Origin of the sequence: Micromonospora sp. C97 (assembly GCF_018070385.1) — a bacterium.
Lineage (GTDB): Bacteria > Actinomycetota > Actinomycetes > Mycobacteriales > Micromonosporaceae > Micromonospora > Micromonospora parva.
In genome coordinates this window covers 467,189-492,991 of the sequence record NZ_JAGPXU010000002.1, presented here as the reverse complement: position 1 = coordinate 492,991, position 25,803 = coordinate 467,189, and the positions used below count along the sequence as shown (strand labels likewise).

24 protein-coding genes are annotated in these 25,803 nt (G+C 71.8%); 17 read left to right on the top strand and 7 right to left on the bottom strand.

What is annotated here, in order from left to right:
• The first annotated feature begins 56 nt into the window (after positions 1-56).
• The 6 genes from KBX26_RS05490 (at position 57) to KBX26_RS05465 (ending at position 4,917) form a co-directional block, all read left to right on the top strand.
• Positions 57-926 (top strand): hypothetical protein, encoded by an 870-nt coding sequence (locus KBX26_RS05490; protein ID WP_210864853.1) that lies wholly within the window; start codon positions 57-59, stop codon positions 924-926.
• Complete coding sequence (fahA, locus tag KBX26_RS05485; protein WP_030327890.1) at positions 923-2,119, top strand: fumarylacetoacetase; 1,197 nt, start codon at positions 923-925, stop codon at positions 2,117-2,119. Before KBX26_RS05490 ends, fahA begins: the two co-directional genes overlap by 4 nt.
• 174 nt (positions 2,120-2,293) lie before the next feature.
• Entirely contained in the window at positions 2,294-2,503 is a 210-nt protein-coding gene (locus KBX26_RS05480) for a DUF397 domain-containing protein (RefSeq protein ID WP_030327888.1), read from the top strand.
• Positions 2,504-2,647: 144 nt separating this feature from the next.
• Complete coding sequence (locus KBX26_RS05475; RefSeq protein ID WP_030327887.1) at positions 2,648-3,130, top strand: SRPBCC family protein; 483 nt, start codon at positions 2,648-2,650, stop codon at positions 3,128-3,130.
• Positions 3,131-3,209: 79 nt separating this feature from the next.
• The gene (locus KBX26_RS05470; RefSeq protein ID WP_210864852.1) at positions 3,210-4,466 is read left to right on the top strand and encodes a PQQ-binding-like beta-propeller repeat protein; all 1,257 of its coding nucleotides are present in this window, start codon (positions 3,210-3,212) and stop codon (positions 4,464-4,466) included.
• Positions 4,467-4,566: 100 nt separating this feature from the next.
• On the top strand, positions 4,567-4,917 hold the full coding sequence (locus KBX26_RS05465; protein WP_247680201.1) for an LPXTG cell wall anchor domain-containing protein: 351 nt from the start codon (positions 4,567-4,569) through the stop codon (positions 4,915-4,917).
• Between the two features lie 91 nt (positions 4,918-5,008).
• Here KBX26_RS05465 and KBX26_RS05460 read toward each other — a convergent pair whose 3' ends face one another.
• The 5 genes from KBX26_RS05460 to hppD form a co-directional block, all read right to left on the bottom strand.
• Entirely contained in the window at positions 5,009-5,932 is a 924-nt protein-coding gene (locus tag KBX26_RS05460; RefSeq protein ID WP_210857933.1) for a hypothetical protein, read from the bottom strand.
• A gap of 127 nt (positions 5,933-6,059) precedes the next feature.
• On the bottom strand, positions 6,060-6,614 hold the full coding sequence (locus tag KBX26_RS05455) for a hypothetical protein (RefSeq protein ID WP_245233491.1): 555 nt from the start codon (positions 6,612-6,614) through the stop codon (positions 6,060-6,062).
• Positions 6,615-6,750: 136 nt separating this feature from the next.
• Entirely contained in the window at positions 6,751-7,854 is a 1,104-nt protein-coding gene (gene hisC / locus KBX26_RS05450) for a histidinol-phosphate transaminase (protein ID WP_030327877.1), read from the bottom strand.
• Positions 7,851-8,870 carry an RDD family protein gene (locus tag KBX26_RS05445; RefSeq protein WP_210864850.1) on the bottom strand — a complete coding sequence of 340 codons (1,020 nt, stop codon included), beginning with the start codon at positions 8,868-8,870 and terminating at the stop codon, positions 7,851-7,853. The genes hisC and KBX26_RS05445 overlap by 4 nt, the downstream gene beginning before the upstream one ends.
• Positions 8,871-9,062: 192 nt before the next feature.
• Positions 9,063-10,268, bottom strand: a complete 1,206-nt coding sequence (gene hppD / locus KBX26_RS05440; protein WP_210864849.1) for a 4-hydroxyphenylpyruvate dioxygenase — start codon at positions 10,266-10,268, stop codon at positions 9,063-9,065.
• A gap of 139 nt (positions 10,269-10,407) precedes the next feature.
• On the opposite strand from hppD, the gene KBX26_RS05435 reads away from it, so the two are divergent.
• The 5 genes from KBX26_RS05435 to KBX26_RS05415 all read left to right on the top strand — a co-directional run bounded on the left by KBX26_RS05435 (position 10,408) and on the right by KBX26_RS05415 (position 18,909).
• On the top strand, positions 10,408-10,911 hold the full coding sequence (locus KBX26_RS05435) for an Lrp/AsnC family transcriptional regulator (RefSeq protein WP_210864848.1): 504 nt from the start codon (positions 10,408-10,410) through the stop codon (positions 10,909-10,911).
• 70 nt (positions 10,912-10,981) lie between these two features.
• Positions 10,982-12,430, top strand: coding sequence for a PQQ-binding-like beta-propeller repeat protein (locus KBX26_RS05430; protein ID WP_081883667.1), 1,449 nt, complete (start codon positions 10,982-10,984; stop codon positions 12,428-12,430).
• 125 nt (positions 12,431-12,555) lie between these two features.
• The gene (locus tag KBX26_RS05425; RefSeq protein WP_030327871.1) at positions 12,556-14,223 is read left to right on the top strand and encodes a fumarate hydratase; all 1,668 of its coding nucleotides are present in this window, start codon (positions 12,556-12,558) and stop codon (positions 14,221-14,223) included.
• A gap of 259 nt (positions 14,224-14,482) precedes the next feature.
• Entirely contained in the window at positions 14,483-17,464 is a 2,982-nt protein-coding gene (locus KBX26_RS05420; RefSeq protein ID WP_030327870.1) for an AfsR/SARP family transcriptional regulator, read from the top strand.
• A gap of 35 nt (positions 17,465-17,499) precedes the next feature.
• The gene (locus KBX26_RS05415) at positions 17,500-18,909 is read left to right on the top strand and encodes an aspartate ammonia-lyase (RefSeq protein WP_210864847.1); all 1,410 of its coding nucleotides are present in this window, start codon (positions 17,500-17,502) and stop codon (positions 18,907-18,909) included.
• A 21-nt stretch (positions 18,910-18,930) separates the two neighbouring features.
• Here the strand turns inward: KBX26_RS05415 and KBX26_RS05410 are convergent, their stop codons facing one another.
• Positions 18,931-19,221: a hypothetical protein gene (locus tag KBX26_RS05410; protein ID WP_030327868.1), complete on the bottom strand. Its 291-nt coding sequence runs from the start codon at positions 19,219-19,221 to the stop codon at positions 18,931-18,933.
• Between the two features lie 613 nt (positions 19,222-19,834).
• Here KBX26_RS05410 and KBX26_RS05405 point away from each other — a divergent pair.
• From KBX26_RS05405 to KBX26_RS05395, 3 genes are all read left to right on the top strand, one after another.
• Positions 19,835-20,647, top strand: coding sequence for a helix-turn-helix transcriptional regulator (locus KBX26_RS05405; RefSeq protein ID WP_030327867.1), 813 nt, complete (start codon positions 19,835-19,837; stop codon positions 20,645-20,647).
• Complete coding sequence (locus KBX26_RS05400; RefSeq protein ID WP_030327866.1) at positions 20,638-20,820, top strand: DUF397 domain-containing protein; 183 nt, start codon at positions 20,638-20,640, stop codon at positions 20,818-20,820. Before KBX26_RS05405 ends, KBX26_RS05400 begins: the two co-directional genes overlap by 10 nt.
• A gap of 101 nt (positions 20,821-20,921) precedes the next feature.
• Positions 20,922-21,521, top strand: a complete 600-nt coding sequence (locus KBX26_RS05395; protein WP_030327865.1) for a GNAT family N-acetyltransferase — start codon at positions 20,922-20,924, stop codon at positions 21,519-21,521.
• On the opposite strand, the gene KBX26_RS05390 is transcribed toward KBX26_RS05395, so the two are convergent.
• On the bottom strand, positions 21,488-22,033 hold the full coding sequence (locus tag KBX26_RS05390) for a CGNR zinc finger domain-containing protein (protein WP_210864846.1): 546 nt from the start codon (positions 22,031-22,033) through the stop codon (positions 21,488-21,490). The genes KBX26_RS05395 and KBX26_RS05390 overlap by 34 nt on opposite strands.
• A gap of 86 nt (positions 22,034-22,119) precedes the next feature.
• Here KBX26_RS05390 and KBX26_RS05385 point away from each other — a divergent pair, with 86 nt between their 5' ends.
• The 3 genes from KBX26_RS05385 to KBX26_RS05375 all read left to right on the top strand — a co-directional run bounded on the left by KBX26_RS05385 (position 22,120) and on the right by KBX26_RS05375 (position 25,643).
• Entirely contained in the window at positions 22,120-23,088 is a 969-nt protein-coding gene (locus tag KBX26_RS05385) for a DMT family transporter (protein WP_030327863.1), read from the top strand.
• Between the two features lie 12 nt (positions 23,089-23,100).
• Positions 23,101-23,856 carry an HAD family hydrolase gene (locus tag KBX26_RS05380; RefSeq protein ID WP_210864845.1) on the top strand — a complete coding sequence of 252 codons (756 nt, stop codon included), beginning with the start codon at positions 23,101-23,103 and terminating at the stop codon, positions 23,854-23,856.
• 98 nt (positions 23,857-23,954) lie between these two features.
• The gene (locus KBX26_RS05375) at positions 23,955-25,643 is read left to right on the top strand and encodes a S8 family serine peptidase (RefSeq protein ID WP_210864844.1); all 1,689 of its coding nucleotides are present in this window, start codon (positions 23,955-23,957) and stop codon (positions 25,641-25,643) included.
• Positions 25,644-25,803: the final 160 nt, after the last annotated feature.

Here is a 25,803-nt window from a genome sequence, read left to right as displayed (position 1 = left end):
TCCGATAATCGGACGCTGTTGTCCGTTCCTCGTAGCGTCCCGTACATTCTTGTTCCGTGTCAACGCAGGTGCCCGCACTCCTGACCGGCCTGGTGGACGACGCCGCCGTCTTCCCTCCGGGCAGCGCCACGCTGCCCGACGCCCTGGCCGCCCACCGCCAGCACCGCGCCGCCTGGTACGCCGACCTGGTCGGACCGCTGCTGGTCCCCGCCTCGACGGTGGCGGCCGGCGAGCTGAGCGGGCTCGTCGACCCGGGCGAGGGCCTGGTGGTCGGCGTCATCGGTGACACCGGGATCGGGAACCTGCCGTTCGCGCTGTCGTTCCTCGCCCCGGACGGCGTCACCGCGCGTCAGGTCGAGGTGGCGGTCGCCAAGCGCGGCGAGGACCCCCTGCCCGGCATCGCCGAGCTGCTGCGGCTGACCGGCGAGCTGGCCGGTGTGGAAGCCATTTACGCCGAACTGCCGCTGACCTTCGGTCTGATGGGTGCGCTGGACGCGCTCGTCGCCGCGCGGGCCGACGGGGTGCCCGTCGCGGCCAAGTTCCGCACCGGTGGCCTGGCCGCCGAACTCTTCCCGACGCCGACCGAGCTGGCCACGGTGATCTGCGCCTGCCGGGACCGGGACCTGCCGTTCAAGCTCACCGCCGGCCTGCACCAGGCGATCCGGCACCTGGACCCGGAGACCGGGTTCACCCACCACGGCTACGCCAACGTGCTGGCCGCGACACTGGCCGCCGCCGACGGTGACGGGGTGCGCTCGGTCGCCGAGCTGTTGACCGTTGTCGACCCGCGGCCCCTGGTGGAGCGCGCGACGGCACGGCTGGACGCGCCCCGCCCGCTGTGGGTGGGCTTCGGCTCGTGCAGCATCCTGGAACCACTGACCGATCTGATCCGGCTGGGGCTGGTGAACGGGGGCTACGACGCATGACCTGGGTGACCGGCGCCGACGGTTCGCCGTACGGGGTGACGAACCTGCCGTACGGGGTGTTCCGACAGAACGGCGGTCCGGCGCGGATCGGCGTACGGATCGGGTCCTGGGTCCTCGACCTCGCCGCTGCGGAGGCCGCCGAGCTGGTGCTGGCCGCCGGCGCGCTGTGCCGGCCCGTGCTCAACGACTTCATGGCGCTCGGACGTCCGCAGTGGACGGCGGTACGCCAGCGGATCACCGAGCTGCTGACCGACCCGGCGCACCGGGCCGCCGTGGAGCCGCTGCTGGTGCCCCTCGACGACGTGGAGCTGCTGCTCCCCATCGAGGTGGCCGACTACGTCGACTTCTACTCCTCCGAGCACCACGCCGCGAACGTCGGGCAGATCTTCCGCCCCGGCCAGCCGCCGCTGCTGCCGAACTGGAAGCACCTGCCGATCGGCTACCACGGTCGGGCCGGCACCGTTGTCGTCTCCGGCACGCCGGTGACCCGGCCGACCGGGCAGCGGGCCTCCGCCGACGGCCCGGTCACCGGCCCGTCGGTACGCCTCGACATCGAGGCCGAGGTCGGCTTCGTGGTGGGCGTACCCAGCGCGTTGGGCGATCGGGTTTCCGTGGACGACTTCGCCGAGCACATCTTCGGGGTGGTGCTGGTCAACGACTGGTCCGCCCGGGACATCCAGGCCTGGGAGTACCAACCCCTCGGCCCGTTCCTCGGCAAGTCGTTCGCCACCTCGGTCTCGGCCTGGGTGACGCCGTTGGACGCGCTCGGCGACGCCTTCGTGCCCGCTCCCGACCAGGACCCGCCGGTCGTCGACTACCTGCGGGACGTGCCGCACCTGGGCCTGGACCTCCGACTGGCTGTCGAGTGGAACGGCGAGCGGGTCAGCGAGCCACCGTTCGCCACCATGTACTGGACCCCCGCACAGCAGTTGGCGCACCTCACCGTCAACGGGGCTTCGCTGCGCACCGGTGACCTGTACGCCTCCGGCACCGTCTCCGGGCCCGAGCGGGGACAGGTCGGGTCCTTCCTGGAACTGACCTGGGGTGGGGCCGAGCCGGTCACTGTGGGCGGCGAGAGCCGCACCTTCCTCGACGACGGTGACACGGTGACCATCACGGCCACCGCCCCCGGCCCGGACGGCACCACCATCGCCCTCGGTGAGGTATCCGGCACGGTTCGTCCGGCCCGCTGAGCGGGCACCCGCCATCCGTCTCGTGCACGGGACCCGTGATCGCACCGGCTGTGCGATCACCGGCCCTTGTTGACCCGTTGATCGTCCGGATTCCGTTGCCACACCGCGCAATCCGAGCCGGGCTCCACCCGGCCGCCAGCGGTGGGCATCCCGACGCACACGGAGGTAACGACGATGCACGATCTTGCGGGCGCGGTCTGGCGTACCAGTAGCCGCTCAAACGACCAGGGGCTCTGCGTGGAAGTGGCGGACAACCTGGTCGATGTCCATGGTCTGGTCGGGGTCCGCGACTCCAAGGATCAGGCCGGCCCCACACTCGCGGTCAGCCCGCCGGGGTGGACAGCGTTCATCGGCGCGATTCGGGCCGGTCGCTTCGAGCGCTGACCGGCTCTTCGGCACCGGTCGACGACGACCGGTGCCGAAGCGACCGCCCAATCGGACAGCATCGCCCCCGGGAGGTGGAAATTCCGTCCCGGGGGCCCCGTCCGGCCCTCACTCCGCGTACCGTCGGGGACACGGGAGGGTGGCATGTCGACGGTGGCGATTACCGGGATCATCGAGGCCGACACTGTCGACGTCTGGCGTCTGCTGACCGACCTGTCCGGCCGCGCCGCGCGGCTGACCGCCGCCGGCCCGATCGAGGTGCTCACCCCCGGCCCGTTCGGTCCGGGCACCTCCTGGCGTGAGGAGCGCGTCCAGCCGGGCGGCGGCACGCTCACCGAGGAGTTCCTGGTGGTGGAGGCGCTCGCCCCGCAGCGACTGGTGCTCTGCTCCTCCGGCGCCGGCGCCGACTATCGCATCACCTGGGGCCTGCGGCCGGTCCGTCGCCGCAGCCGGGGCTGCACAGCGATCACCGTCACCCAGGAGGCGGTGCCGACCGCTCCATACGGTCGGGTGGTGGCGCTGCTGCTCGGCGGCCTGGCCGCCCGGGCGGTGGAGGCGGCACTCTGGCGTGATCTCGCCGATCTGGCCGTCGCGGCCGGTGCCACCGGCACTGTCGAAGCCGCCTGAACGCCAACCAGCAGCCCCGCCACGACCTGACCGGGGTCCGGCCGCCTCCGCTGGGTAGGGTGCCGGGCGGAGGTGCGGCATGAGGTTCCCGAGAGGCCGGCGACGGCTCGTGATCGCGGTCGCGGCGCTGCTCGCGACGGCGGCGGTCGCGGTCATCGTCCACCGGGTCCTCGCGCCGGCAGAGGTGAGCACCGTGGCGCGGGGCGACTACCCGGCCCCGGCCCGACCGGCTGCCGGAGTGATCGGTCGGTTGCCGGTCGCCCCGTTGATCGTCGACGGGAGGCTGCGGGTGTACGCCGCACACCGCCAGGTCTACGCCGACCGACCGGTCGACGGGCGATACCGGACCAGCCCCTACTGGTCGTACCGGCGGTGGCCGGCAGAGCTGAGCGGGGTGGTGGCCAGCGGCAGCACGGTGGTCAGCCGCTGGTCCGACGGGCAACTCGTCGCACTCGACGCCCGCACCGGCGGGGTGCTCTGGCGAGCCGACGGCCCGGAGCCCGCCGAGAGCGCGGCGCTGGTGCGGCGTACCGGGGCGGCGACCGTCTGGGATGCGCCGGGGCTCCAGCTCACCGACCTCCCCGACGGGCGGACCGTGCTGGTGGTGACCGGGGACGCCCAGGCGCGCGGGGTCGAGCTGAGCGGCGGTCGGGAGCTGTGGCGGGTCGAGCTGCCCGGCAGTTGCCGCAGCGACGTCGGCACCACCGCCGCCGGGCAGCTGATCGGTCTGGACACCTGCGCCGGGGCGGCGACTGTCGAGTTCCGGGACGCGGCGACGGGCGCGGTACGGGAGCGTTGGCGACCGCCGAACGGCCCGGACGCGTTGGTGGTGACGCCGCTCGGGTGCCGTACCGGCTGGTCGGACTGTCTGGGGCTGCGGACCGCAGGGCCGGGTGACGAGGGTGGTCGGGGTTGGCTGGTGGACGCCGGCCGGCCGGTCGCCGCCCCCGCGCTGGACCCGGCCGGTGCGGTGCTGGTCGGTGAGCAGTCGGTCGCCGTACTCGACGGGGTGGTGGTGGGTCGATCGGCGCGTACGGGCAGCGAGCTGTGGCGGTCCGCGGGCCTGGGGGTGGCCCGGGTGTTGGCCGCGCAGCCGGGCCGGGTGCACCTGCTGACCGAGGCGAACGAGTTGGTGACTGTGGACCCGGTGACCGGTAGGCAGTTGTCGCGCTTCGTGCTCAACGTCGGCTCGGACGGCACCGGCTGGGCGCCCGGTGCGGTGACGGCCGAGGACGGGTTCGTCGCGGTCGAGCGGCTCCGTAAGCCGGTCGACCCCGCCGGCGACGACCGGCGTTACTACTACACCGGCGAGGCGGTGATCCTGGCCGCCACCTGATGGTGGCGTCTTCGACCGCGGAATCGTGAACCGTTCTACCTCTTTGTCCGAAAAGGGTATGTTTTTCACGGTTCGGATTTCCGGTGGAAGGGGTCGGCGCATGGCCAGGACAGCAGCCAACTACCTCGTGGGCGGCGCGCTCGCCGCCGTCGCGAGCCTGACGCTGGCGGTGTCGCCGGTGCTGGCCGCGGAACCCGCCTCGGTACCCGGGTTCAGCGTCGCGCGGCCCGAGCCGTCCGGAGGTACCGGCGTCACCTTCGAGATCCTGCCGGCGTCGCCGACCCCGCAGCCGCCACCCACGTCCACGCCGACGGCACCACCGCAACCCTCGCCCAGTCACGGCGAGTTGCCGGTCACCGGATCGGGCGGGTCGGCGCTGCCGCTCGCCGTGCTGGGCGCGGCCCTGATCGTCATCGGTTGGTTCGCCGCCCGCCGCCGCCGACCGAGTTGACCGGCCGGGCTGACGGGCCTGGCCGGCGGCGGCCGGGCTGACGGCCTCGGCGAGGGGCGGGTTTCGGCGAAGGGCGGGTTGTGGTGCGGGGTCAACGACCGGCCGGGACGCGCTCCCTCGGCTGGCTGGTGGGTGGCCGACCGGACCGGCGCGAGCGGCGGACCAGCACTGCGAGGCCGACAACCAGCAGCAGCCCCGCGCCGGCCGCCGCCACCGTCCACCCGGAAACGATCCGGGAGACGACGCTGCCCTGCTTTCCGACCTGACCGGGGTCGGGGAAGGTGATCTGCGCGGTGACGCCGCGCTTCACCAGACCGCTCTCCAGGTTCACCTCCGCCTTCCAGGGGCCGTTCGGCAGCGCGGCCGGGAACCGGGCGATGACCTGCCCGGACGCGCCCGGCGCCAGCGTGACGCCCTGCCCGACCGGAAACGGGCCGGCCCGGCTGCCCGCCGGGCCGTCGGTCAGGGCGACCGCGCCGGTCAGGTCGATGGCACGGCCTCCGGTGTTGGTGACCTGGACGGTCAACGACGGTTCGCCGGCGGGGCTGCGGGCCGGGCGCACCTCGCCGATCGAGAAGTCGGAGGCGGGTTCGCCGCCGGGCCCGACGTCGAGGTACATCCGGACGCCGACCCGGTGGACCTGACTGATCTCGCCGCCGGCTCGGGGAGGCGAGGTGGTGGACGCCCAGATCACCCCGTACCGCTCGCCCCGGGAGGCAGCCGGCGGCACCGTGACGGTCGCGCGGACCCGGGTCTCGCCCCGCGGTCCCAGCTGGACGGAGCGCTCGTCGAGGGTGACCCAGGAGGTCAGCTCGTTCTCGGCGCGGCCCTCGCCGAAGCGGAACGCCGCACCCTCCACTGTCGCGGCCGCCGGGTACACGTCGACCCGACGGGTCTGGTCGGTGCGGTTGACGATCAGCAGTTGCCGCTTGATGGTGGTCCCCGGCGGTAGGTGGTCGACGATGTAACGCAGCGCCCGGGGGTCGGCGCGGCGCTCGGTCGGGGCTTCCAGCAACCGGATCCCGATGGTGCCGTCGTCCGAACCCGCATCCGGTTCGACCGCGCCGGCCCGGGTCGACAGACCCGGACCGGCGAGGCAGAACAGGGCGAGCGCGACCGCGATGGTCGACCGCCCCCGGCGGCTACGCCACGGAATGTGTCACCGTGCCCGTGTAGACGCCCGCGATGCTGTCCAGCGGGACGTTGACCACCAGGGTGGGGTTCCAGCTGGCGGTGTTGCCGCCGGTGCCGCCGCTGTGGGTGAACGCGGTGAGCAGGGTGACGCTGTCCAGCGGTGCGGCGTCGCCGGCGGTGGTCTGCCCGGGGGTGAAGGTGCCGTCACCGGTGGTCGCCGTCGCCGGGCCGGACCAGTAGTCGATCTCGGCCGGCAGGACCGTCTCGGGCGGCGAGCCGCCGCCGGTCTGGAAGACCGTCGAGGTCACCGAGGCGACCCAGGAGGCGTCGGCGGCGCCTCGGGAGTCGTCGACGGTCACGGTGCCGAGCTGCCCGGTGATGGTGCCACCGGGGGCACCAGTACCAAGGTCGGCGGTGGTCGGCGCGACGATGTCGAGGGTGCCGGCGAGCACCTCGAACGTGGTGGCGGTGGTGTCGTCGGGCGCGGCGGCGGCCGGAGCGGCGAGGAAGCCGACCATCGCCGCGGCGGCCGCGCCGGCCAGACAGATCTTGGCAGTACGCACGTGTTTTACCCCGTTCTCGAAGTGAGTCGACGCGATCCTCGGCGCGTCGACTACTTCGGAAGATAGGGCAAAAAATGGAGCAAACCGGACAAACCGTCCATCCGTCATTAATTGGTCACAGATGGCCGGTCGGTCCTCAGGTCAGCGCCGTCTCCGCAGCGGCCAGGAATGCGTCGTTCTCCGCCGGGGTGCCGATGGTGACCCGGACGCCGTCCCCGGCGAACGGCCGCACGATCACCCCGCGCGACTCGCACGCCTTGCCGAACGCCACGGCACGCTCGCCCAACGGCAGCCAGACGAAGTTGGCCTGGCTCGTCGGCGCCTCGGGCACGAACTTGCGCAGCGCCTCGGTGACCCGGTCCCGCTCGGCGACGACCAGGGCGCAGCGGCGCTCCATCTCCGTCGCCTGGGTCAGCGCGGCCAGCGCCCCGGCCTGGGCCGCCGTGCTGCTGGAGAACGGGGTCGCCACCTTGCGGATGGCGGCGGCCACCACCGGCTGGGCCACCAGCCAGCCCATTCGCAGCCCGGCGAGCCCCCACGCCTTCGACAGGGTGCGCAGCACCGCCACGTTGGGCCGGTCCAGGTAGTCGAGACCGTCCGGCACCTCCGGGTCGGTGACGAACTCCCGGTACGCCTCGTCGATCACCACCAGCACGTCGTCCGGCACCCCGTTGAGGAACCGGTCCAACTCGGCCCGGCGCACCGCCGTACCCGTGGGGTTGTTCGGGTTGCAGACGAAGATCACCCTGGTTCGGTCGGTCACCGCCGCGGCCATCGCCGCCAGGTCGTGCCCGTGCCCGGCGTCGTTGGGCACCCGCACGCTGGTCGCGCCGCTGGTCGCCACGATGATCGGGTACGCCTCGAAGGACCGCCACGAGTAGAGCACCTCGTCACCCGGCAGGCAGGTGGCCCGCACCAGGTGCTCGGCGAGCGCCACCGAGCCGCAGCCGGTGGCGATCCGGTCGGCGTCGACGCCGTACCGCTCGGCCAATGCGTCCCGCAGCGCGACAACGCCCATGTCCGGGTAGCGGTGCGACGTGGTGATCGCCTCGGTGACCGCCTCCACCACGCCGGGCAGCGGGCCGTACGGCACCTCGTTGCTGGCCAGCTTGATGGCCTCCGGCAGGCCCAACTCGCGGGCCAGGTCGGCAGGACTGCGCCCCGGCACGTAGTTGGGCAGCGCGTCCAGGTCGGCGCGGGTCAGCCGCAGTGCCGGCTGGTGACGTCCGGAGTCGGTCATGGGGTGTCTCCCGGGGGCTGGTTGCGGTCGTTCGAGGGGGCGGAATCGGGCCGGTTGGGGACTTCGACGACCACCGTCTGCGCGCGCTTGTCGTGCAGCGCCATGCGCAGCGGGTGGTCGAAGAGGGGGGAGAGGGCGTCGACCAGTTGCAGCACCAGGCCCAGCCCGGCGCAGTACCAGAGCAGCGTCGGCAGGCCCAGCGTGCTCCACCGGCTCAACGCCCGGCGGAAGCCCAGCGGCTGGTCGGCGGCGATCGGCACCGCCCGGATCCGCATCATCCGCTTGCCGACGGTCTGCCCACCGGCGGCCATGGCGGGCACCTCGTACGCCAGCCAGAGCGCGGTGGCGATCAGCAGGATCGCCACCAGGAGGGAGTTGGACTGCTCACTGGGGAGCGGAAGGCCCTCGGCGGAGGTGTCGCCGCGCGCCGCGCGCCGGAAGACCTCCTGCCAGTACGGTGCCCACTCCTGCGCCCAGCGCCAGACGAACCAGCCGTTGACGACCACGTTCAGGGCGAAGACGAGGCCGAAGTCGATCACCCGGGCGGCGAGCCGACGGCCGTAGCCGGCCAGCCGGTGGCCGTGCGGTCGTGGCTCGGGCGGCCGTCCGGGCCAGCCAGGATGACCGGCCTGTGGTCCCCATCCGGGTGGGCCGGCCTGCGGTCCCCATCCGGGTGGCCCGGCCTGCGGTCCCCATCCGGGTGGGCCGGCCTGGGGTCCCCAACCGGGTGGGCCGGCCTGGGGTCCCCAACCCGGGCCGTGCCCCGGCTGTGGGCCGTACCCGGGGGGTGGGCCCTGCTGCGGCGGCCAGCCCGGCGCGGCGGTCGCCGCGTCGCGGGTTGCCGACGTCGCGGGCTCGGCCGGGCCGACCGGCGCGGGTGGTGGCTCGGGTGGCGGCGGGCCGTCCGGCGGGGTCGCGTCGACGGGGATGGGCGCGCCGAGCCAACCCTCGCCGTCCCAGTAACGCCGGGTCTCGGTGTCGGCGGGGTCGACGTACCAACCAGGTTGAACGCTCACGCGGCCGTTCCGCTTCGCTCACTCACGAGGACACCTTAACGACGACCGTCCCGGCGAACTCGTCATGGACGTGTCGCGGGGCGTACCCCGAAGGGTGTGGTCCGGGCAGCGGCGCGACGCCGCCGGTGGTGGGTCGGGGCCCACCGACCGGCGGCGTCGGGTACGACGGAGGTTGCGTCACGCTCGCAAGTGTTACAGGTTGCCGCGGGCTTCCTGCTCCCGCTCGATCGCCTGGAACAGCGCCTTGAAGTTGCCCTTGCCGAAGCCGAGCGAGCCGTGCCGCTCGATCAGCTCGAAGAAGACGGTGGGACGGTCCTGCACCGGCTTGGTGAAGATCTGCAGCAGGTAGCCGTCCTCGTCCCGGTCGACCAGGATCTTGCGGGCCTTCAGCTCCTCGATCGGCACCCGCACGTTGCCGATCCGCTCGCGCAGCTCGGGGTCGTCGTAGTACGAGTCCGGGGTGTCCAGGAACTCCACACCGGCGGCGCGCATCGCGTCGACGCTGGCCAGGATGTCGTTGGTGGCGACGGCGATGTGCTGCGCGCCCGGGCCCTGGTAGAACTCCAGGTACTCGTCGATCTGGGACTTCTTGCGGGCGATCGCCGGCTCGTTGAGCGGGAACTTCACCTTGCGGGTGCCGTTCGCCACGACCTTGCTCATCAGCGCCGAGTAGTCGGTGGCGATGTCGTCGCCGATGAACTCCGCCATGTTGGAGAAGCCCATCACCCGCTTGTAGAACTCGACCCACTCGTCCATCCGGCCCAGCTCCACGTTGCCGACCACGTGGTCGACGGCCTGGAAGAAGCGCTTCGGCTGAATGCCGGCGTCGATCATCGGCTGCCGGTCCACGATCGGGCCGCGGGCCACGAAGCCGGGCAGGAACGGGCCGGTGTAGCGGGACCGGTCGACAAGCGTGTGCCGGGTGTCGCCGTACGCGGCGATGGCGGCCATCCGCACGGTGCCGTGCTCGTCGCTCACCTCGTGCGGCTCGACGACGCTCGCGGCGCCCTGGGCGATGGCGTGCGCGTACGCGGCGTCCACGTCCGGCACCTCCAGCGCGATGTCGCTGACCCCGTCGCTGTGCCGGGCCACGTGCTCGGAGCCGTCGGCGTCCGGGCGTACCGCACCGGTCAGCACGAACCGGGCCGAGCCGCTGGTCAGCACGTACTGGGCGTGGTCCCGGTAGCCCTGCTCGGGACCGCGGTACGCCACGCAGGTCATGCCGAACGCGGTGGAGTAGTAGTGGGCGGCCTGCTTGGCGTTGCCGACCAGGAAGTGCACGTGGTCGAGGCCCCGGACCGGGAACGGGTCGTGGCTGATGTCGTGGTCGACAGCTCCCACGAGCCGGTCGATGTCGACGTCCTCGGTCGACTGGGGTCGGTCGATCGCCTGGGTCATGATGGGCTCCCTCGCGTACCGGCCGGCCTTGTGGGCCGCCGTGGTCGGTTCTTGTGGCGAGGATCGCTGGCCCGGTGTGGGGTGGGCAACTGTTGACAGAAATGCTGGTCAGGTTGCACATTCGGTATGGTCTGAACCCATGAATGGTGAGCAGAATGTACAGCTCGACGCGCTCGACGTGCGCTTGATCGAACTGCTCGCCGAGGAGCCCCGGATCGGGGTGCTGGAGTGCTCCCGGCGGCTCGGGGTGGCCCGGGGCACCGTCCAGGCCCGGCTGGACAAGCTCATCGAGCGGCGGGTCATCCAGGGCTTCGGCCCCGAGATCGCACCGGCCGCGATCGGGTTCGCGGTGACCAGCTTCGTCACCCTGGAGATCAGTCAGCGACACGGCCACGACCCGGTCACCGCCCACCTCGCCGCCATCCCCGAGGTGCTGGAGGCGCACACCATCACCGGCTCCAGCGACCTGCTCTGCCGGATCGTGGCCCGCTCCAACACGGATCTGCAACGGGTCATCGACCAGATCGTCTCGTCCGCCGGGATCACCCGCGCCTCCACGATCATCGCGCTGGCCGAGCAGATTCCCTACCGCACGCTTCCGCTGGTGCGCAGCGCCGTGCGGGCCGACGGAAGGGTGCTGTAACACCTCCCCGCCCAGAAAGCGCGGCGACACGGCGACGCGGGCGTACGGAAGATCCGTGATCGTGGCTACGGTGTGCGGTGTGGCGAAGGGGAGCGTGCGCGGTGGGCTGCTGCTCGGCCTCGCCGTGGTCGTCGCCCTCGCCGCGACCGGCGTGTGGAACCCGTTCCCCGGCCTGTGGGACTGGGTGGACCGCAGCGAACCCATCTCCGAGCCCGACGTGGTCTGGCAGCAACGCGTCGGCGGCACTCCGCGCAGCGTGACCATCGCCGGCGACGCCGTCGTTGTCGAGCAGCGCACCCGGGTCGAGGCCCGCAGCCTGGCCACCGGCGCCCAGCTCTGGGAGCGCAAGGCCGACTGGGCGGCGGTCGCCGGCGGTGACCGTGACCCGGTCGTGGCCGTGGGCAAGCTCCTGGTCAAGGGGTACGAGCTGCTCGACCCGACGACCGGGGTGACCCGGCGACGTGACGACGACGCGGTTGCCGTCTGGACGTACCGCAATCTGCTCCTCGACGCCCGCTGCACCGACGCCACCGACTGCACCCTGAGCGCCTGGGACCCGCGTGGCACCGCGCCGCTGTGGACGGCTTTCCTGCCCGGAGTGCACAGCGGCCTGCTCGCCGACAACCCGGGTCTGCGCGGCACCCGCCGGCTCACCGCCAACCGGATCGACGACGGGGTGGCCGGGGCGGAGGCCGCGCCGCCACTGCTCGGTTTCCCGGTCGACGGTCGGGTCCACGTGGTCGACACCGCCACCGGCCGGGTGTTGCAGAACGTCGAGCCGGCCCGGGACGAGCGGCTCTCCGTGGTGGGCGGTCGGCTGCTGCGGATCGCCGCCCGCTCCCAGGACGGCACCTGTTACTTCGCCATCTCCGCCCGCGACTCGGCCACCGGGCAGGAGGCCTGGCAGCGGGCCGGCGTCAACCTGCGCACCGCCGACTCGGCCGGCTGCGTGCAACGCGAGGACCCGCAGGGCGCGCGGAACGTGCTGATCGGCGTCGCTCCCGACGGCCGTGAGGCGGTCATCGACGGGTACGACGGACGGCTGCTCTGGGTCGGTGAGTCGGGCACCAAGTTGATTGCTGTGGACGATCGCTCCGCGGTGTTCCGGGCCGCCGACAAACGCTCCGTGATCGCCCGTGAGCTGGGCACCGACAAGGTGCTCTGGACGCGGCAGGCCAGCGGCAAGGCCGGCGCGGCGCTCACCCCGTACGCGGTGGTGGTGACCGACGAGAAGCCGTCCCGGCTGGCCGCCCTGGACCCGCGCACCGGCCGGGAGCTGGCCGCCCTGCGCACCTCGGCGAACGCTCTCGCCGTCGGATCACAGGGGATGATCATTGGCGAGGGGCGGGAGATCGGGTACGTCCGCTTCGTCGGCGCGGCCGGCGGCTCGTCCACCCGACCGCCCGGCGACGGTGGGAATCCCCGGCCGGGCGGCACCGACCCCGGCGAGCCGGACAACGACGACTGCGGGCCGAAGGGGGAACTCTGCCCCGACCCGGGCGGCGGTAAGGACGGCTGAGCCGGCCGTTCGCCCGACGATCCGCACGGCGGCCGGGCACGGCGCGCCTGCTGGATGAGAGCGGCGTCCCAGGACCCGCCCGGCGGGTGGGAGTGATCGACCGGTCTGCCCTAGGCTTGCCGCTCATGAGCAGTGCCGCCGCATTCTCGTACGCCCCTCTGCTGCCGACCGGCCCGGACCAGACGGACTATCGCCTGGTCACCGACGAGGGCGTGGACGTCGTACACGGCCCGGGAGGCCGCCGGTTCCTCACTGTGGAGCCGGCCGCGCTCACCGCGTTGACCGCCGAGGCGATGCACGACATCGCGCACTTCCTGCGCCCCGCGCACCTGGCGCAACTCCGGGCGATCATCGACGATCCGGCCGCCTCGCCGAACGACCGGTTCGTCGCGCTGGATCTGCTGCGCAACGCCAACATCGCCGCCGGCGGTGTCCTGCCCATGTGCCAGGACACCGGCACCGCCATCGTGATGGGCAAACGCGGCCGGCACGTGCTGACCGACGGTGCCGACGCCGAGGCCATCTCCCGGGGCGTCTACCAGGCGTACACCAAGCTCAACCTGCGCTACTCGCAGCTCGCCCCGCTGACCATGTGGGACGAGCGGAACACCGGCAGCAACCTGCCCGCCCAGGTGGACCTGTACGCCGAGGACCCGGACGGGCACCCCGACGCGTACAAGTTCCTGTTCATGGCCAAGGGCGGTGGCTCGGCCAACAAGTCGTACCTCTACCAGGAGACCAAGGCGCTGCTCAACCCGGTGCGGATGATGCAGTTCCTGGAGGAGAAGCTGCGGCTGATCGGCACCGCCGCCTGCCCGCCGTACCACCTGGCCATCGTCATTGGCGGCACCTCCGCCGAGTACGCGCTGAAGACCGCGAAGTACGCCAGCGCCAAGTACCTCGACGCGCTGCCGACCTCGGGTTCGATGAGCGCGCACGGCTTCCGCGATCTGGAGCTGGAGGCGCAGGTGCTGGAGCTGACCCGCAACTTCGGCATCGGCGCGCAGTTCGGTGGGCGGTACTTCTGCCACGACGTGCGGGTGGTCCGGTTGCCCCGGCACGGCGCGTCCTGCCCGGTGGCGATCGCCGTTTCCTGCTCGGCGGACCGCCAGGCCGTCGCCAAGATCACCCCGTCGGGCGTGTGGCTGGAGCGCCTCGAAACCGACCCGGCCCGGTTCCTGCCCGACGTCACCGACGACTCCCTCGACGGTGAGATGGTCGTCCGGGTCGACCTGAACCGGCCGATGGACGAGATCCGCGCCGAGCTGTCGAAGTACCCGGTCAAGACCCGGCTGTCCCTGTCCGGCCCGCTTGTCGTCGCCCGGGACATCGCCCACGCCAAGATCGCCGAGCGGTTGGACGCCGGTGAGCCGATGCCGCAGTACCTGCGGGACCACGCGGTCTACTACGCCGGCCCCGCGAAGACCCCCGAGGGGTACGCGTCCGGCTCGTTCGGCCCGACCACCGCCGGGCGGATGGACGCCTACGTGGAGAAGTTCCAGGCGGCCGGTGGCTCGCAGGTGATGCTGGCCAAGGGCAACCGGTCGGGTCAGGTGACCCGTTCCTGCCAGCAGCACGGCGGCTTCTACCTCGGCTCGATCGGCGGCCCCGCGGCCCGCCTCGCCCAGGACTGCATCAAGCACGTCGAGGTGCTCGAGTACGCGGAGCTGGGCATGGAGGCGGTCTGGAAGATCGAGGTCGAGGACTTCCCCGCCTTCATCGTGGTCGACGACAAGGGCAACGACTTCTTCGCCGAGGTCACCAAGCCGGTGCTCACCGTCGGCCGCCGCTGACCCGACCGCAACGCGAACGGGTGCCGGGCGAATCCGCCCGGCACCCGTCTGTCGCCCGTGTTCTACCGACAATCGGTACGCCCGCCCCGCTGGGGTGGGACGGGCGCACCGCCCCCGTCGGATGCCGTCACCGACAACCCGAAGTGAGTTTGCTGCGCATCACTGTCGATCCGCTCTCAGATCACTCTTGCCTGGCCGGGGCGATCTGTCACCACCGGACTACTCTGCTGGAAGTTGCACCACTGACGCGGGAGAGTAGATGCGGTTCGGGATCCTGGGGCCTCTGCGGGTGGGCGGTGGCGAAGCCACTGTCACCGCGGGACGCGACCGGACCGTCCTCGCCATGCTGCTGTTGCGGGCCGGCCGGCTCGTGCCGGTCGACGAACTCGTCGACGCGGTGTGGGAGGACCACCCGCCGGCCACCGCCCGCGCGCAGTTGCAGACCTGCGTGTCGCGGCTGCGCCGCCGGTTCACCGAACTCGGGCTGGCGCCTGAGCTGATCGTCACCGACCCGGCGGGGTACGGACTGCGTACCGCACCGAACGACCTGGACGCCGAGATCTTCAACCGGCGCGTGGAGGTGGCCCGTGCCCAGGTCGTCGCCGGCCGGCTGGTCGAGGCGCGTATGGAGTTCCGCGCCGCGCTGGCCCTGTGGCGGGGGCCGACACTCGGTGGCATCGCGAGCCGGAGCGTCCGCCGTCGCGCCCAGACGCTCGACGAGCAACGCCTCACCGCGTTGGAGGAGTGCGTCGACGTCGAACTGCGCCTCGGTCAGGCAGCTGAGCTGATCGAGGAGTTGGCGGAGAGCGTCGACCGGAATCCGTTGCGGGAGCGGCTGCGAGGTCAGCTGATGCTGGCGTTGTCCTCGGTCGGGCGGCAGGCCGACGCACTCGCCGTCTACCGCGAGGGCCGGCGGACGTACGCCGAGGAGTTGGGCATCGAACCGGGTGCCGAGCTGCAGGAGCTGCACCAACGGGTGCTCGCCGGCGACCTGGCCCTGGCCGGTCGGCCGGCCCCACCCGTCGGCCCGGTTCGTTCCCTGCCCCGGGCGATCGGGGACTTCATCGGTCGGCAGGAGACGGTGGCCCGCCTGGTCAAGGAGATCGAGGAGGACGGCATCCGGATCCAGGTGGTCGACGGGATGCCGGGCAGCGGCAAGACCACGCTTGCCGTACACGTCGCCACCGCGCTCGCGGACCGCTATCCCGACGCCCAGCTCTTCATCGACCTGCACGGGCACAGCGAACGCCGACCGTTGACAACGGCAACGGCCGTGGCGGCCCTCCTGCGGCAGCTCGGTGTGCCGGTGGAGCGGGTGCCGGAGAACCTGGACGACCGGTTGGCGCTCTGGCGGATCGAGCTGGCCGGCCGCCGTGCGTTGGTGGTCCTGGACAACGCGGCCAGTGCCGACCAGGTGGCGCCGTTGCTGCCCAACGGCGCGCAGAGCCTGGTCCTCATCACCAGTCGCCGCCGGCTCATCGGGGTCGACGAGGGCCGGCCGTCGTCGTTGCCGGTCCTTGACGCCGACGAGGCGATCGAGCTGCTCGGTCGGGTGGCCGGGATGGAGCGGATCGCCGCCGAGCCGGAGGCGGCGGCCGAGGTGGCGCGTCGCTGCGGCCACCTGCCGCTCGCTATCCGGCTGGCTGGCGCGCGGTTGGCGCACCGGCCGCGCTGGCGGGTCGCCGACCTCGCCGAGCGGCTGGTCGCCGGGGCGGGCCCGCTGGCCGAGCTGACCGCCGGGCAGCGCTCGGTGGGGCAGGCGTTCGCACTGTCGTACGCGCAGGTCTCACCGTCGGCGCAGCGGCTGTTTCCGCTGCTCGGCCTGTACCCGACGGGGCGCTTCGACAGTCGGGTGGCCGCCGCCCTCGTCGACCTGCCCCTCGCCGACACCCAGGAGCAGTTGGACGAGTTGGTCGACGCGCATCTGGTGGAGGAGGTGCAGCCGGGTCGGTACCGGTTGCACGATCTGCTCCGCGAGTACGCTCGGCTGCTGCTCGTCGGCCCGGAGCGGCAGACCGAACGCCGCGCCGCCGTGGAGCGGCTGTTGGATCATCACCTGTCGGTCACCTTGGCGATCGCCCGGACGGTCGAGGCGGCGGGCAGTCGTCGCAACATTCCCGAGCGCACGCCCGGTCGGCCGGACCTGTTGGCTGTCCCGGTGGCCGAGGGGCGGGCGTGGTTCGAGGAGAACCATGTCGCGCTCACCGCCCTGGTCCGGAAGGCGGAGGAGGAGAACTTCCCGGTTCAGTGCTGGCAGCTGGCCCGGGCCTGCTGGCGGCTCAACTTCGACGGCGGGCACCTCGACGAGCTGATCGAGACCCACACTATCGGGCTTCGGGTGACCGAGCGGCTGGGCGACGAGGCGGCCTACGCCACCATGCTGAACTACCTCTCGTCGGCGTACTTCCGGTTGGCCCGCTTCCCGGAGGCGATCAGCGCGATGGAGGTGGCACTGACAGTGCGCCGCCGGCTCGGGCTCCGTGACGACACGCTCAGCACGCTGTGGAACCTCGGCGTCTCCTACGCCGCGAACGGTGACCACCGGCTGGGTAAGGCGAAGTTCGACGAGGCGCTCGACATGATCCGCGGCTTGGTCGACGTCCATGCGCTGACCAATCTGTTGAACAACGTGTCCTACGCGTTTATCGCCTGGGGCCGGTACGACGAGTCGCTACGCCTGGCCCGGCTGCACCTCCTGGCGGCCCGGCAGGCGAAGGACCGCCGGCAGACCGACAACGCGTTGGGGCACCTCGCCATGATCCGGCACCGGATGGGTGACCTGGGCCCCGCCCGTCGCCTGCTGCGGACGGCGTTGTACCTCAAGCGCCGGGCCAGCAACCGATTCGGTGAGGGGGAGGTGCTCAACGAGATCGGTGTGATGGAACGTGTCGCCGGCGATCCGGAGCGTGCCGCAGCCCTGCACCGGGAGGCGCTGGTGGCGATGGTGGACGCCGGCGACCGAATCGGTCAGTGTGCTTCCCGGAACCTGCTGGCCCGGGCGATGTTGGAGCAGGGTGACGCGGTCAGCGCGCTCGACCTGCACCGCCGGGTGCTCGCCGACGCCAGCCGGCTCGCTGCCCGCTACGAGAAGGCCCGGGCGTTGGAGGGCATCGCCCGGTGCGTGCTGACCACGGATCCGACGGCGGCCCGCGCGCACCTGGAGCAGGCGCTGGTGTTGTTCCGGGAGGTCGAGTCGCCGGACCGGCACGAGGCGGAGCGGCTGCTCACCGAGTTGGGCTGACGGATCATCTGCGAGTCGGCCACGGGCGCGGCAGGATGGTACGCGTGACGACTCCAGAGGCGACCGGTTACCGCATCGAACGTGACTCGATGGGCGAGGTGGAGGTGCCCGCCGAGGCACTGTGGCGTGCGCAGACCCAGCGGGCGGTGCAAAACTTCCCGATCTCCGGCCGGGGAATCGAGCCGGCCCAGATCAAGGCCCTCGCCCAGATCAAGGGCGCGGCGGCCGAGGTCAACGGCGAGCTGGGTGTGATCGACGCCAACGTGGCCGCCGCCATCGCCGCCGCCGCCGCGCACGTGGCCGACGGTGGTTACGACGACCAGTTCCCGGTGGACGTGTTCCAGACCGGCTCGGGCACGTCATCGAACATGAACACCAACGAGGTGATCGCCACCCTGGCGAGTCGTGAGCTGGGCTCGCCGGTGCACCCGAACGACCACGTCAACGCCTCCCAGTCGAGCAACGACGTCTTCCCGTCCTCCATCCACCTGGCGGCCACCCAGTTCATCGTGGAGGACCTGCTGCCGTCGCTGGGGCATCTGGCGGCCTCCTTGGAAACCAAGGCGGCGGAGTTCGAGACGGTGGTCAAGGCGGGGCGTACGCACCTGATGGACGCCACGCCGGTGACCCTCGGCCAGGAGTTCGGCGGGTATGCCGCTCAGGTCCGCTACGGAATGGAACGGCTGGAGGGCGCCCTGCCCCGGCTCGCCGAGCTGCCGCTGGGTGGCACCGCCGTGGGCACCGGAATCAACACCCCGCTCGGCTTCGCCGCCGCCGTGATCGACAAACTGCGTGAGTCGACCGGGTTGCCGCTGTCCGAGGCGCGTAACCACTTCGAGGCGCAGGGCGCGCGCGACGCGCTGGTGGAGACCTCGGGGCAACTGCGGACCATCGCCGTGGGCCTCTACAAGATCGCCAACGACATCCGCTGGATGGGTTCCGGCCCTCGCGCCGGTCTGCGTGAGCTGCGCATCCCCGACCTCCAGCCCGGCTCGTCGATCATGCCGGGCAAGGTCAACCCGGTGGTCGCCGAGGCGATGCGGCAGGTCTGCGCCCAGGTGATCGGCAACGACGCGACGGTCGGGTTCGCCGGTTCGCAGGGCGACTTCGAGCTGAACGTGATGCTCCCGGTGATGGGCCGCAACCTGTTGGAGTCGATCCGGCTGCTCTCCGCGGTGAGCCGGCTCTTCGCCGACCGGTTGGTGGCCGGCCTGGTCGCGGACGCCGAGGTCTGCCTGGCGTACGCCGAGGGCTCACCGTCGATCGTGACCCCGCTCAACCGCTACCTGGGGTACGACGAGGCCGCGTCGATCGCCAAGGAGGCGTTGGCGAAGCAGATCTCGATCCGCGAGGTGGTGATCTCCCGGGGGCACGTCGACTCCGGCAAGCTCACCGTCACCCAGCTCGACGAGACGTTGGACCTGCTTCGGATGACCCACCCCTGACCCACCCCTGAGCCGGCCCGCTCAGCGCAGGTTTTGTGGCCTCGCCCAGCCGACGAAGCGGGTGAAGAGCGCCGCGGGGTCCGGCCCATCGTGCGGGTTGAGCCGGTACAGGTCGGCGACCGCCTCGTGCAGGACCGCGCACAGGTAGACGCTCAACCCGACGCAGTCGTGCGCGTACTCCCGGCGGAGGGTGAGCCGGGCGACCGCGCACGGCCAGGGCGCGGCGCAGACCCGGCAGAGCCAGAGCGGGCGCAGCGGCAGGTGCGGTCGTCGGGGCGTGGTCGCGCGGTCGTCCGGGTTGGTCCGGGGCATGGTGTTGCGGTCCTTTCGAGCTGACTCGTTTGTGGCATCACCCCCCGACCCGGCGCCCCCGCCCTCGCGCTGGCCTCCGCACCCCGTGCCCCGCGCCCGCGCCCCGCGCCCCGCGCCCGCGCCCGCGCTTCGCCCCGCGCCCGCGCCCGCGTCCCGCGCCCGCGTCCCGCGCCCGCGTCCCGTGCCCGCGTCCCGTGCCCGCGCTCCGTCCCAGGCTCGCTGCTCGCTGCTCGCTCGGTGCGCCGGGCTCGCGGGCCGCCTGCGCCCGCGCCCCCGGCGCTCCCGAGGGCGGCGGCGCGTGAAGATCGTGCTTGATCCTGGATGTAGTGGTTTCCGCACGTTGGGACCCCACTACTTCCAGGATCGAGCACGATCTTGGGCGGTTGGTCGTCTTGGGTGGGGGTGGGACCGCCCGGCACGGGGGAGCGGGCGGTCCCGTGCGGCGCCGCCGGGCCCGGGGGACGGGGAGCGGTGCCGCGCTTCACAGTCTGGTGATCGGACGACTACGGTCGGAAGGGTTCGGCCCGCCTGTCGTAGCTGCCCTGTTCCCGGGCCGCGCCGGCTCTGTTGGTCGGCTGGAGTTGATCGTCGGCGGGTTGGAGAGTGGCTGGGTATGGCCGATGGACAGATGACGGCGGCGGCGTTCCTGGTCGCGGAGCTGCGCCGGGCGCGGGTGCGGCGCGGCTGGAGTCAGGATGAGCTGGCGAAGGCGGTCAACTACTCGGCGTCGATGGTCAGCGCCGTCGAGTTGGGTCAGCAGGTGCCCACCGCCAAGTACCTGGAACTCGTCGACCGGGCACTGGAGACCGGCGGCCTGTTCGGCCGCATGTCCACCGAGCTGGTGAGCCTGGACCGGGCGCAGCCCTGGCTGCGGGGCTGGCAGGCGATCCTTGCGCAGGCGCGAGCCCTGCGATGGTTCGACCCGCTGCACGTCCCCGGGCTGCTGCAAACCGAAGGCTATGCACGCGCCATCTTCGAGTCGGACCGACTGCTCGACGCCGACGAGGTCGAGCGTCGGCTGGCGGACCGGATGGACAGCCAGCGGGTCCTCTACGGGGATCGCCCGCCGCATGTGGTCGCGGTGCTTGACGAGTCGGTGCTGAGGCGACGGGTCGGCGGTCGGAAGGTGATGTGCGAGCAAGCTCTGCACCTGGCGCGCTTGTCGACCGAACATCCACGGGTTCAACTCCATGTGGTGCCCCGCTCGGCCGAGGAGTATCCCGGTCTGAACGGGCCATTCATCCTCGCGACCGTGGCCGACCACAGCGATCTTGCCTATCTCGGCGGCCAGATCGGCGGCCAAGAACTCGACCGGCCTGCGGATCTGTTGCGTCTACAACGGACCTGGGAAGCTACCCTCGGGCAGGCGTTGCCACCGCAGGAGTCGATCGAGTTGCTGAGGGAAGTGGCGGAGTCGTGGAGTTGAGCCGGGCTCGGTGGCGTAAGAGCAGCCGGAGTGGTTCCAACGACCAGTGCGTCGAGGTGGCTACGAATCTGGGGGACGTGGTCGGGGTGCGGGACAGTAAGGACTCGGGCGGACCCGTGCTCGTTGTCGACGCGTACTCCTGGCGGCTCTTCGTGGCCGCGCCCCCGCGCTGACGCGACCGGCTCGCCCGCGACGGCGGGCGAGGGGGCGCGGACCTGGGGTGGCCGGGTAAACGGCTCGACGGTGTCCACAGGGTGGCGGGATGATCCGGGCCATGGGTGACGATCAGGTGGCCGCGCCGGTGGGGACCGAGCGGCTGCGGTTGCGGCGGCTGACCATGGATGACGTGGGCCTGCTGGTCGAGTTGGACAGCGACCCCGAGGTGATGCGGTTCCTCACCGGTGGCGTCGCGACTCCGCTGGCCACCGTGCGGGACGAGCAGTTGCCGAGGTTGCTGGCCCAGTACGACAGGCATCCTGGGCTGGGTCGGTGGGCGGCGCACGATCGGGAGTCCGGGGAGTTTCTCGGTTGGTTCGCGTTGGACCCGTCGGAGGACGGCACCGAGGCCGAGTTGGGCTACCGGTTGCGCCGCGCGACGTGGGGGCGAGGGCTGGCCACCGAAGGGTCGCGGGCGCTGGTGCGGCACGCCTTCGACACTGTCGGGGTGCGTCGGGTCTGGGCCGAGACGATGACTGTCAACGAACGCTCCCGGCGGGTGATGGTGAAGGCCGGGCTGCACTACGTGCGGACCTTCCACCTCCAGTGGGACGACCCGATTCCGGGCACCGAGCAGGGCGAGGTGGAGTACGAGGTGCGGGCCGAGGAATGGGCGACAGCCGGTCAGGAACGGCCGGCGGCCCGTCGGGCTCGGTAGGCGGTCACCGCGGCGCGGTTGCCGCAGCCGGCCTCGCAGAACCGCCGGGACCGGTTGCGGGACAGGTCGACGACCACGTTGTCGCAGTCCGGGTACTCGCAGATCCGCAGCCGGCTCAGCTCGCCGCTACGGACCAGGTCGGCCATCGCCATGGCGGCCTCCACCGCGATCCGGGTGGCCAGCGGCGCGTCGCGGGGCACCGCGTGCAGGTGGTACGGCTCGTCGTCGTGCTCGATGAGCTGCGGTAGCGCCTTGTGTTCCAACAGCAGGCCGTTGACCACCGCGACGATCTCGGCTGGCTCGGCGTGCCAGATGCGGCGCAGTTGGGGCCGCAGATCCCGGACGGCCCGCAACTCGGCGTCGGTGCGTTCGTGCCGGCCGCTGTAGGAGTTGCGGACGAAGAACGCGTCCAGGGCCGCGACGTCCGGCAGCAACTCACCGTCTCGACCTGCGGTGTTGACCAGCGCCGCGGCGGCGATCAACGAACACTCGGTGTCATGAGCGAATAGCATCTTGACTCCTGTCACGGCTTCCGCTTAGCGTCATCAGCACAAGGATAGTTTGCTCATGACACCACGCCGATTGCGAGGAGCGCGACATGCACTCACGACCTGCTGCCGGCGTCGGGTTGGCGCTGCTCTCCGCTGTCACCTTCGCCACCTCCGGCACCTTCGCGCGGTCGCTCATCGAGGCCGGCTGGTCAGCCGAGTCCGCGGTGATCGCCCGGGTCGGCGTGGCCGCCCTGGTGCTGGCGATCCCCGCCCTGCTGTCGCTGCGCGGCAGGTGGCACGTGCTACGGAGCAACGCCGCGGCCATCGGGTTGTTCGGGCTCCTCGGGGTGGCACTGGCCCAGGTGTGCTTCTTCAACGCCGTGCGGTACCTCCCGGTCGGTGTCGCGCTGCTGCTGGAATACCTCGGCATCATCCTCGTGGTGGTCTGGATGTGGCTGCGACACGGGCAGCCACCCCGCCGGCTCACCATCGCCGGGTCGATGGCCGCCCTGGCCGGGCTGGCATTCGTGCTCGACCTCGCCGGCACCGCGGACTTCCACCCGGTGGGCGTGCTCTGGGGCCTCGGCGCGGCATTCGGCCTGGCGGGCTACTTCGTGCTCGCCGGCCGGGTCGACCCCCGACTGCCCTCGGTCGCCATGGCCAGCGGAGGAATGGCCGTCGGCGCCGCCGTGCTGCTCCTCATCGGGCTGACCGGCCTGCTGCCGCTGCACGCCACCTTCGGCGAGGTCACCTTCGCCGGGCAAGCCACCAGCTGGTTGGTGCCGATCGCCGGGCTCTCGCTGGTCGCCGCCGTCATCGCGTACCTCGCCGGCATCGCCGGCACCCGGATCCTCGGCCCGCGACTGTCGTCGTTCGTCGGGCTGACCGAGGTGCTCTTCGCGGTGCTGATCGCCTGGCTCTTCCTGAACGAGCTGCCCACGGGGTGGCAGCTGTTCGGCGGTGCGCTGATCGTCGCCGGCGTCGCCCTGGTCCGCCTCGACGAGCTGCGGTCGCCCCCGACTGCCGCACCCGCACCGGTCACGAGCGAACCCGAGCTGGCGCTCGACGGTCGGTGAGAGAGTGGCGTCGTGCTGACGACTGTGGTGTTCGACGCTGACGAGACGCTGCTGGATTTGCGCCCCGCCGTGACCGGCGGGCTGGTGGCCGTCCTCGACGAGATGCGGCGGCGCACCCCGGCGGCGGCCGGCGTGACGCTCGCCGAACTGGAGTCCGACTGGGGTGCGGTCTTCGGCGAGCTGACGGCCGCCCCGGTGATGGAGATCCGGCGTGCCGCGCTGGCCCGGTCGCTGACCCGCGCCGCGCTGGCCGACCACCTGGACGAGTTCGCGGATCTCTTCTTCGCCCGCCGGTTCGCCCTCACCCGACCGTTCCCGGACGTGACACCGGCGCTGGCCACGCTGCGCCGCCGCTACACACTGGGCTTCGCCACCAACGGCAACAGCCGCGCCGAACGATGTGGGCTCACCGGCGAGTTCGCCTTCGAGCTGTACGCGCACGAGAACGGCCTGCCCAAGAAGCCGGCCCCGGAGTTCTACGCAGCGGTGGTCGCGGCGGCCGGTGTGCCCGCCGGGCAGATCGTGTACGTCGGTGACTCCTGGGAGCACGACGTGGTGGGGCCCCGGCGGTTCGGCCTGCGATCGGTGTGGCTGAACCGGCTTGGTCTGTCCCGCCCACCCGGTGGACCGCCGGACGCCGAGGTGTCGACGATCGCCGACCTGCCGGCCGCACTCGCAGGTCTGGCCGTCGAGTCGGACAGCGCCGACACTCTCCCGGCTGCGCGTGTCGACGTGGCCGGTGTCGATGCTCTTGGTGGGCGTGCGTAGGCGGAGAAATTCACGACCATAACGGGCGTTCAGCTGGCGTAATCCGACCCGGTGTTGTGTGATGGCTGCCACGTCCCTCAACGAGAGGATCCGATGTGGTGAGCAAGCGCTTCACCGCCCGTACGGTCGCGACAGCGGCAGTACTGGCACTTACGGCTACGGGGTTGGGTGTGCCGGCCAACGCCGCGCCGAGCGACTCCCGCACCTTCACCGTCGTCGCCGAGGATGGCGTCGCCGTCGACACCGCCATCGCCGCTATCAAGGCGGCTGGCGGCACTGTGGTGTCGCGGTCCGACGAGGTCGGCATGTTCCAGGTCAGCAGCGACCGGGCCGACTTCGCGGCCAGGGCGACCGCCGCGCCGACGCTGATCGGTGCCGCCGAGCAGAAGGCCATCGGCCGCAAGCCGAAGCTGGACCGCGTCGAGCAGGAGCACCTGCTGGCCGGTGCCGGTGCTCGCGCCGGTGCTGGTGCCAAGAAGGGCGCCAAGCTCGATCCGCTCGACGACAAGCTGTGGGGCCTGGAGATGATCCGGGCCGACAAGGCCCGCAAGATCGAGCCGGGCGACCGTCGGGTGACCGTCGGCGTACTGGACACCGGCGTCGACGCCAGCAACCCGGACATCGCGCCGAACTTCAACTGGTCGCTGTCGCGCAACTTCGCGCCCGACCTGACCGATGTGGACGGCCCCTGCGAGGTGCCGAGCTGCCTCGACCCGGTCGGCACCGACGACGGCGGGCACGGCACCCACGTGGCCGGCACCATCGGCGCCGCCGCCAACGGCTTCGGCCTCTCCGGCGTCGCCCCGAACGTCTCGCTGGTCGAGCTCAAGGGCGGCCAGGACTCCGGCTACTTCTTCCTCGACCCGGTGGTCAACGCGCTGATCCACGCCGGCCGGTCCGGGATCGACGTGGTCAACATGTCGTTCTACGTCGACCCGTGGCTCTACAACTGCACCGCCAACCCGGCCGACTCGCCCGAGGACCAGGCGGAGCAGCGGGCCATCATCAAGGCGATGAAGCGGGCGCTGATCTTCGCGCACGACAAGGGCGTCACCCTCGTCGGCGCGCTCGGCAACAACAACGAGGACCTGGGCGCACCGCGTACCGACGTCACGAGCCCCGACTACGGCGCTGACCCGTACCCCCGGCCGATCGACAACGAGAGCTGCTGGGACCTGCCCACCGAAGGCCCGCACGTGATCGGTGTGTCGTCGGTTGGCCCGTCCGGCAAGAAGTCGGACTTCTCCAACTACGGCACCGAGCAGATCTCCGTCGCCGCGCCGGGCGGTTGGTTCCGGGACGGCTTCGGCACCGACACCTTCCGTACCGACGCCAACATGATCCTGTCGACGTACCCGAAGCACGTGCTTCAGGAGGAGGGGTCGGTCGACGCCGACGGCAACATCGTCGCCGGATTCGAAAACTCGGTCTTCAAGCAGTGCAAGGCCAACGGTGAGTGCGGCTACTACACGTACCTCCAGGGCACCTCGATGGCGTCCCCGCACGCCGCCGGCGTCGCCGCGCTGATCGTCAGCCGGCACGGCAAGGCGCAGGGTCGGACCGGCTTCGGGATGTCGCCGGACCAGGTCGAACAGCACCTCTACCGCACGGCCGCCGAGCACGCCTGCCCGGAGCCGCGCCTGCAGCAGTACCGCAACGAAGGCCGGGACGAGACCTACGACGCGTACTGCGCCGGCGGGGTCAACTTCAACGGCTTCTACGGCTACGGGATCGTCGATGCCTACGCGGCGGTGAAGACCCCGCTCAAGCCGAACGCGCGCCCGTAGCGCACATCGCACTGCCAGGTGGCCCAACCGCCACCACGCCCCGGGGCCCGGTCGACGCTTGTCGACCGGGCCCTGTGGTGTCCGGGCCTGGTCCGTCGTCCCGGGCCTGGTCCGTCGTCCCGGGCCTGGTCTGTCGTCCCGGGGCTGGTCTGTCGTCTCG

Excerpts from the sequence above, each read along its gene's own strand:
- fahA (WP_030327890.1), top strand. The coding sequence starts at position 923 with ATGACCTGGGTGACCGGCGCCGACGGTTCGCCGTACGGGGTGACGAAC.
- KBX26_RS05480 (WP_030327888.1), top strand. The coding sequence starts at position 2,294 with ATGCACGATCTTGCGGGCGCGGTCTGGCGTACCAGTAGCCGCTCAAAC.
- KBX26_RS05475 (WP_030327887.1), top strand. The coding sequence starts at position 2,648 with ATGTCGACGGTGGCGATTACCGGGATCATCGAGGCCGACACTGTCGAC.
- KBX26_RS05470 (WP_210864852.1), top strand. The coding sequence starts at position 3,210 with ATGAGGTTCCCGAGAGGCCGGCGACGGCTCGTGATCGCGGTCGCGGCG.
- KBX26_RS05465 (WP_247680201.1), top strand. The coding sequence starts at position 4,567 with ATGGCCAGGACAGCAGCCAACTACCTCGTGGGCGGCGCGCTCGCCGCC.
- hisC (WP_030327877.1), bottom strand. The coding sequence starts at position 7,854 with ATGACCGACTCCGGACGTCACCAGCCGGCACTGCGGCTGACCCGCGCC.
- hppD (WP_210864849.1), bottom strand. The coding sequence starts at position 10,268 with ATGACCCAGGCGATCGACCGACCCCAGTCGACCGAGGACGTCGACATC.
- KBX26_RS05435 (WP_210864848.1), top strand. The coding sequence starts at position 10,408 with ATGAATGGTGAGCAGAATGTACAGCTCGACGCGCTCGACGTGCGCTTG.
- KBX26_RS05425 (WP_030327871.1), top strand. The coding sequence starts at position 12,556 with ATGAGCAGTGCCGCCGCATTCTCGTACGCCCCTCTGCTGCCGACCGGC.
- KBX26_RS05420 (WP_030327870.1), top strand. The coding sequence starts at position 14,483 with ATGCGGTTCGGGATCCTGGGGCCTCTGCGGGTGGGCGGTGGCGAAGCC.
- KBX26_RS05415 (WP_210864847.1), top strand. The coding sequence starts at position 17,500 with ATGGTACGCGTGACGACTCCAGAGGCGACCGGTTACCGCATCGAACGT.
- KBX26_RS05410 (WP_030327868.1), bottom strand. The coding sequence starts at position 19,221 with ATGCCCCGGACCAACCCGGACGACCGCGCGACCACGCCCCGACGACCG.
- KBX26_RS05405 (WP_030327867.1), top strand. The coding sequence starts at position 19,835 with ATGGCCGATGGACAGATGACGGCGGCGGCGTTCCTGGTCGCGGAGCTG.
- KBX26_RS05395 (WP_030327865.1), top strand. The coding sequence starts at position 20,922 with ATGGGTGACGATCAGGTGGCCGCGCCGGTGGGGACCGAGCGGCTGCGG.
- KBX26_RS05390 (WP_210864846.1), bottom strand. The coding sequence starts at position 22,033 with ATGCTATTCGCTCATGACACCGAGTGTTCGTTGATCGCCGCCGCGGCG.
- KBX26_RS05385 (WP_030327863.1), top strand. The coding sequence starts at position 22,120 with ATGCACTCACGACCTGCTGCCGGCGTCGGGTTGGCGCTGCTCTCCGCT.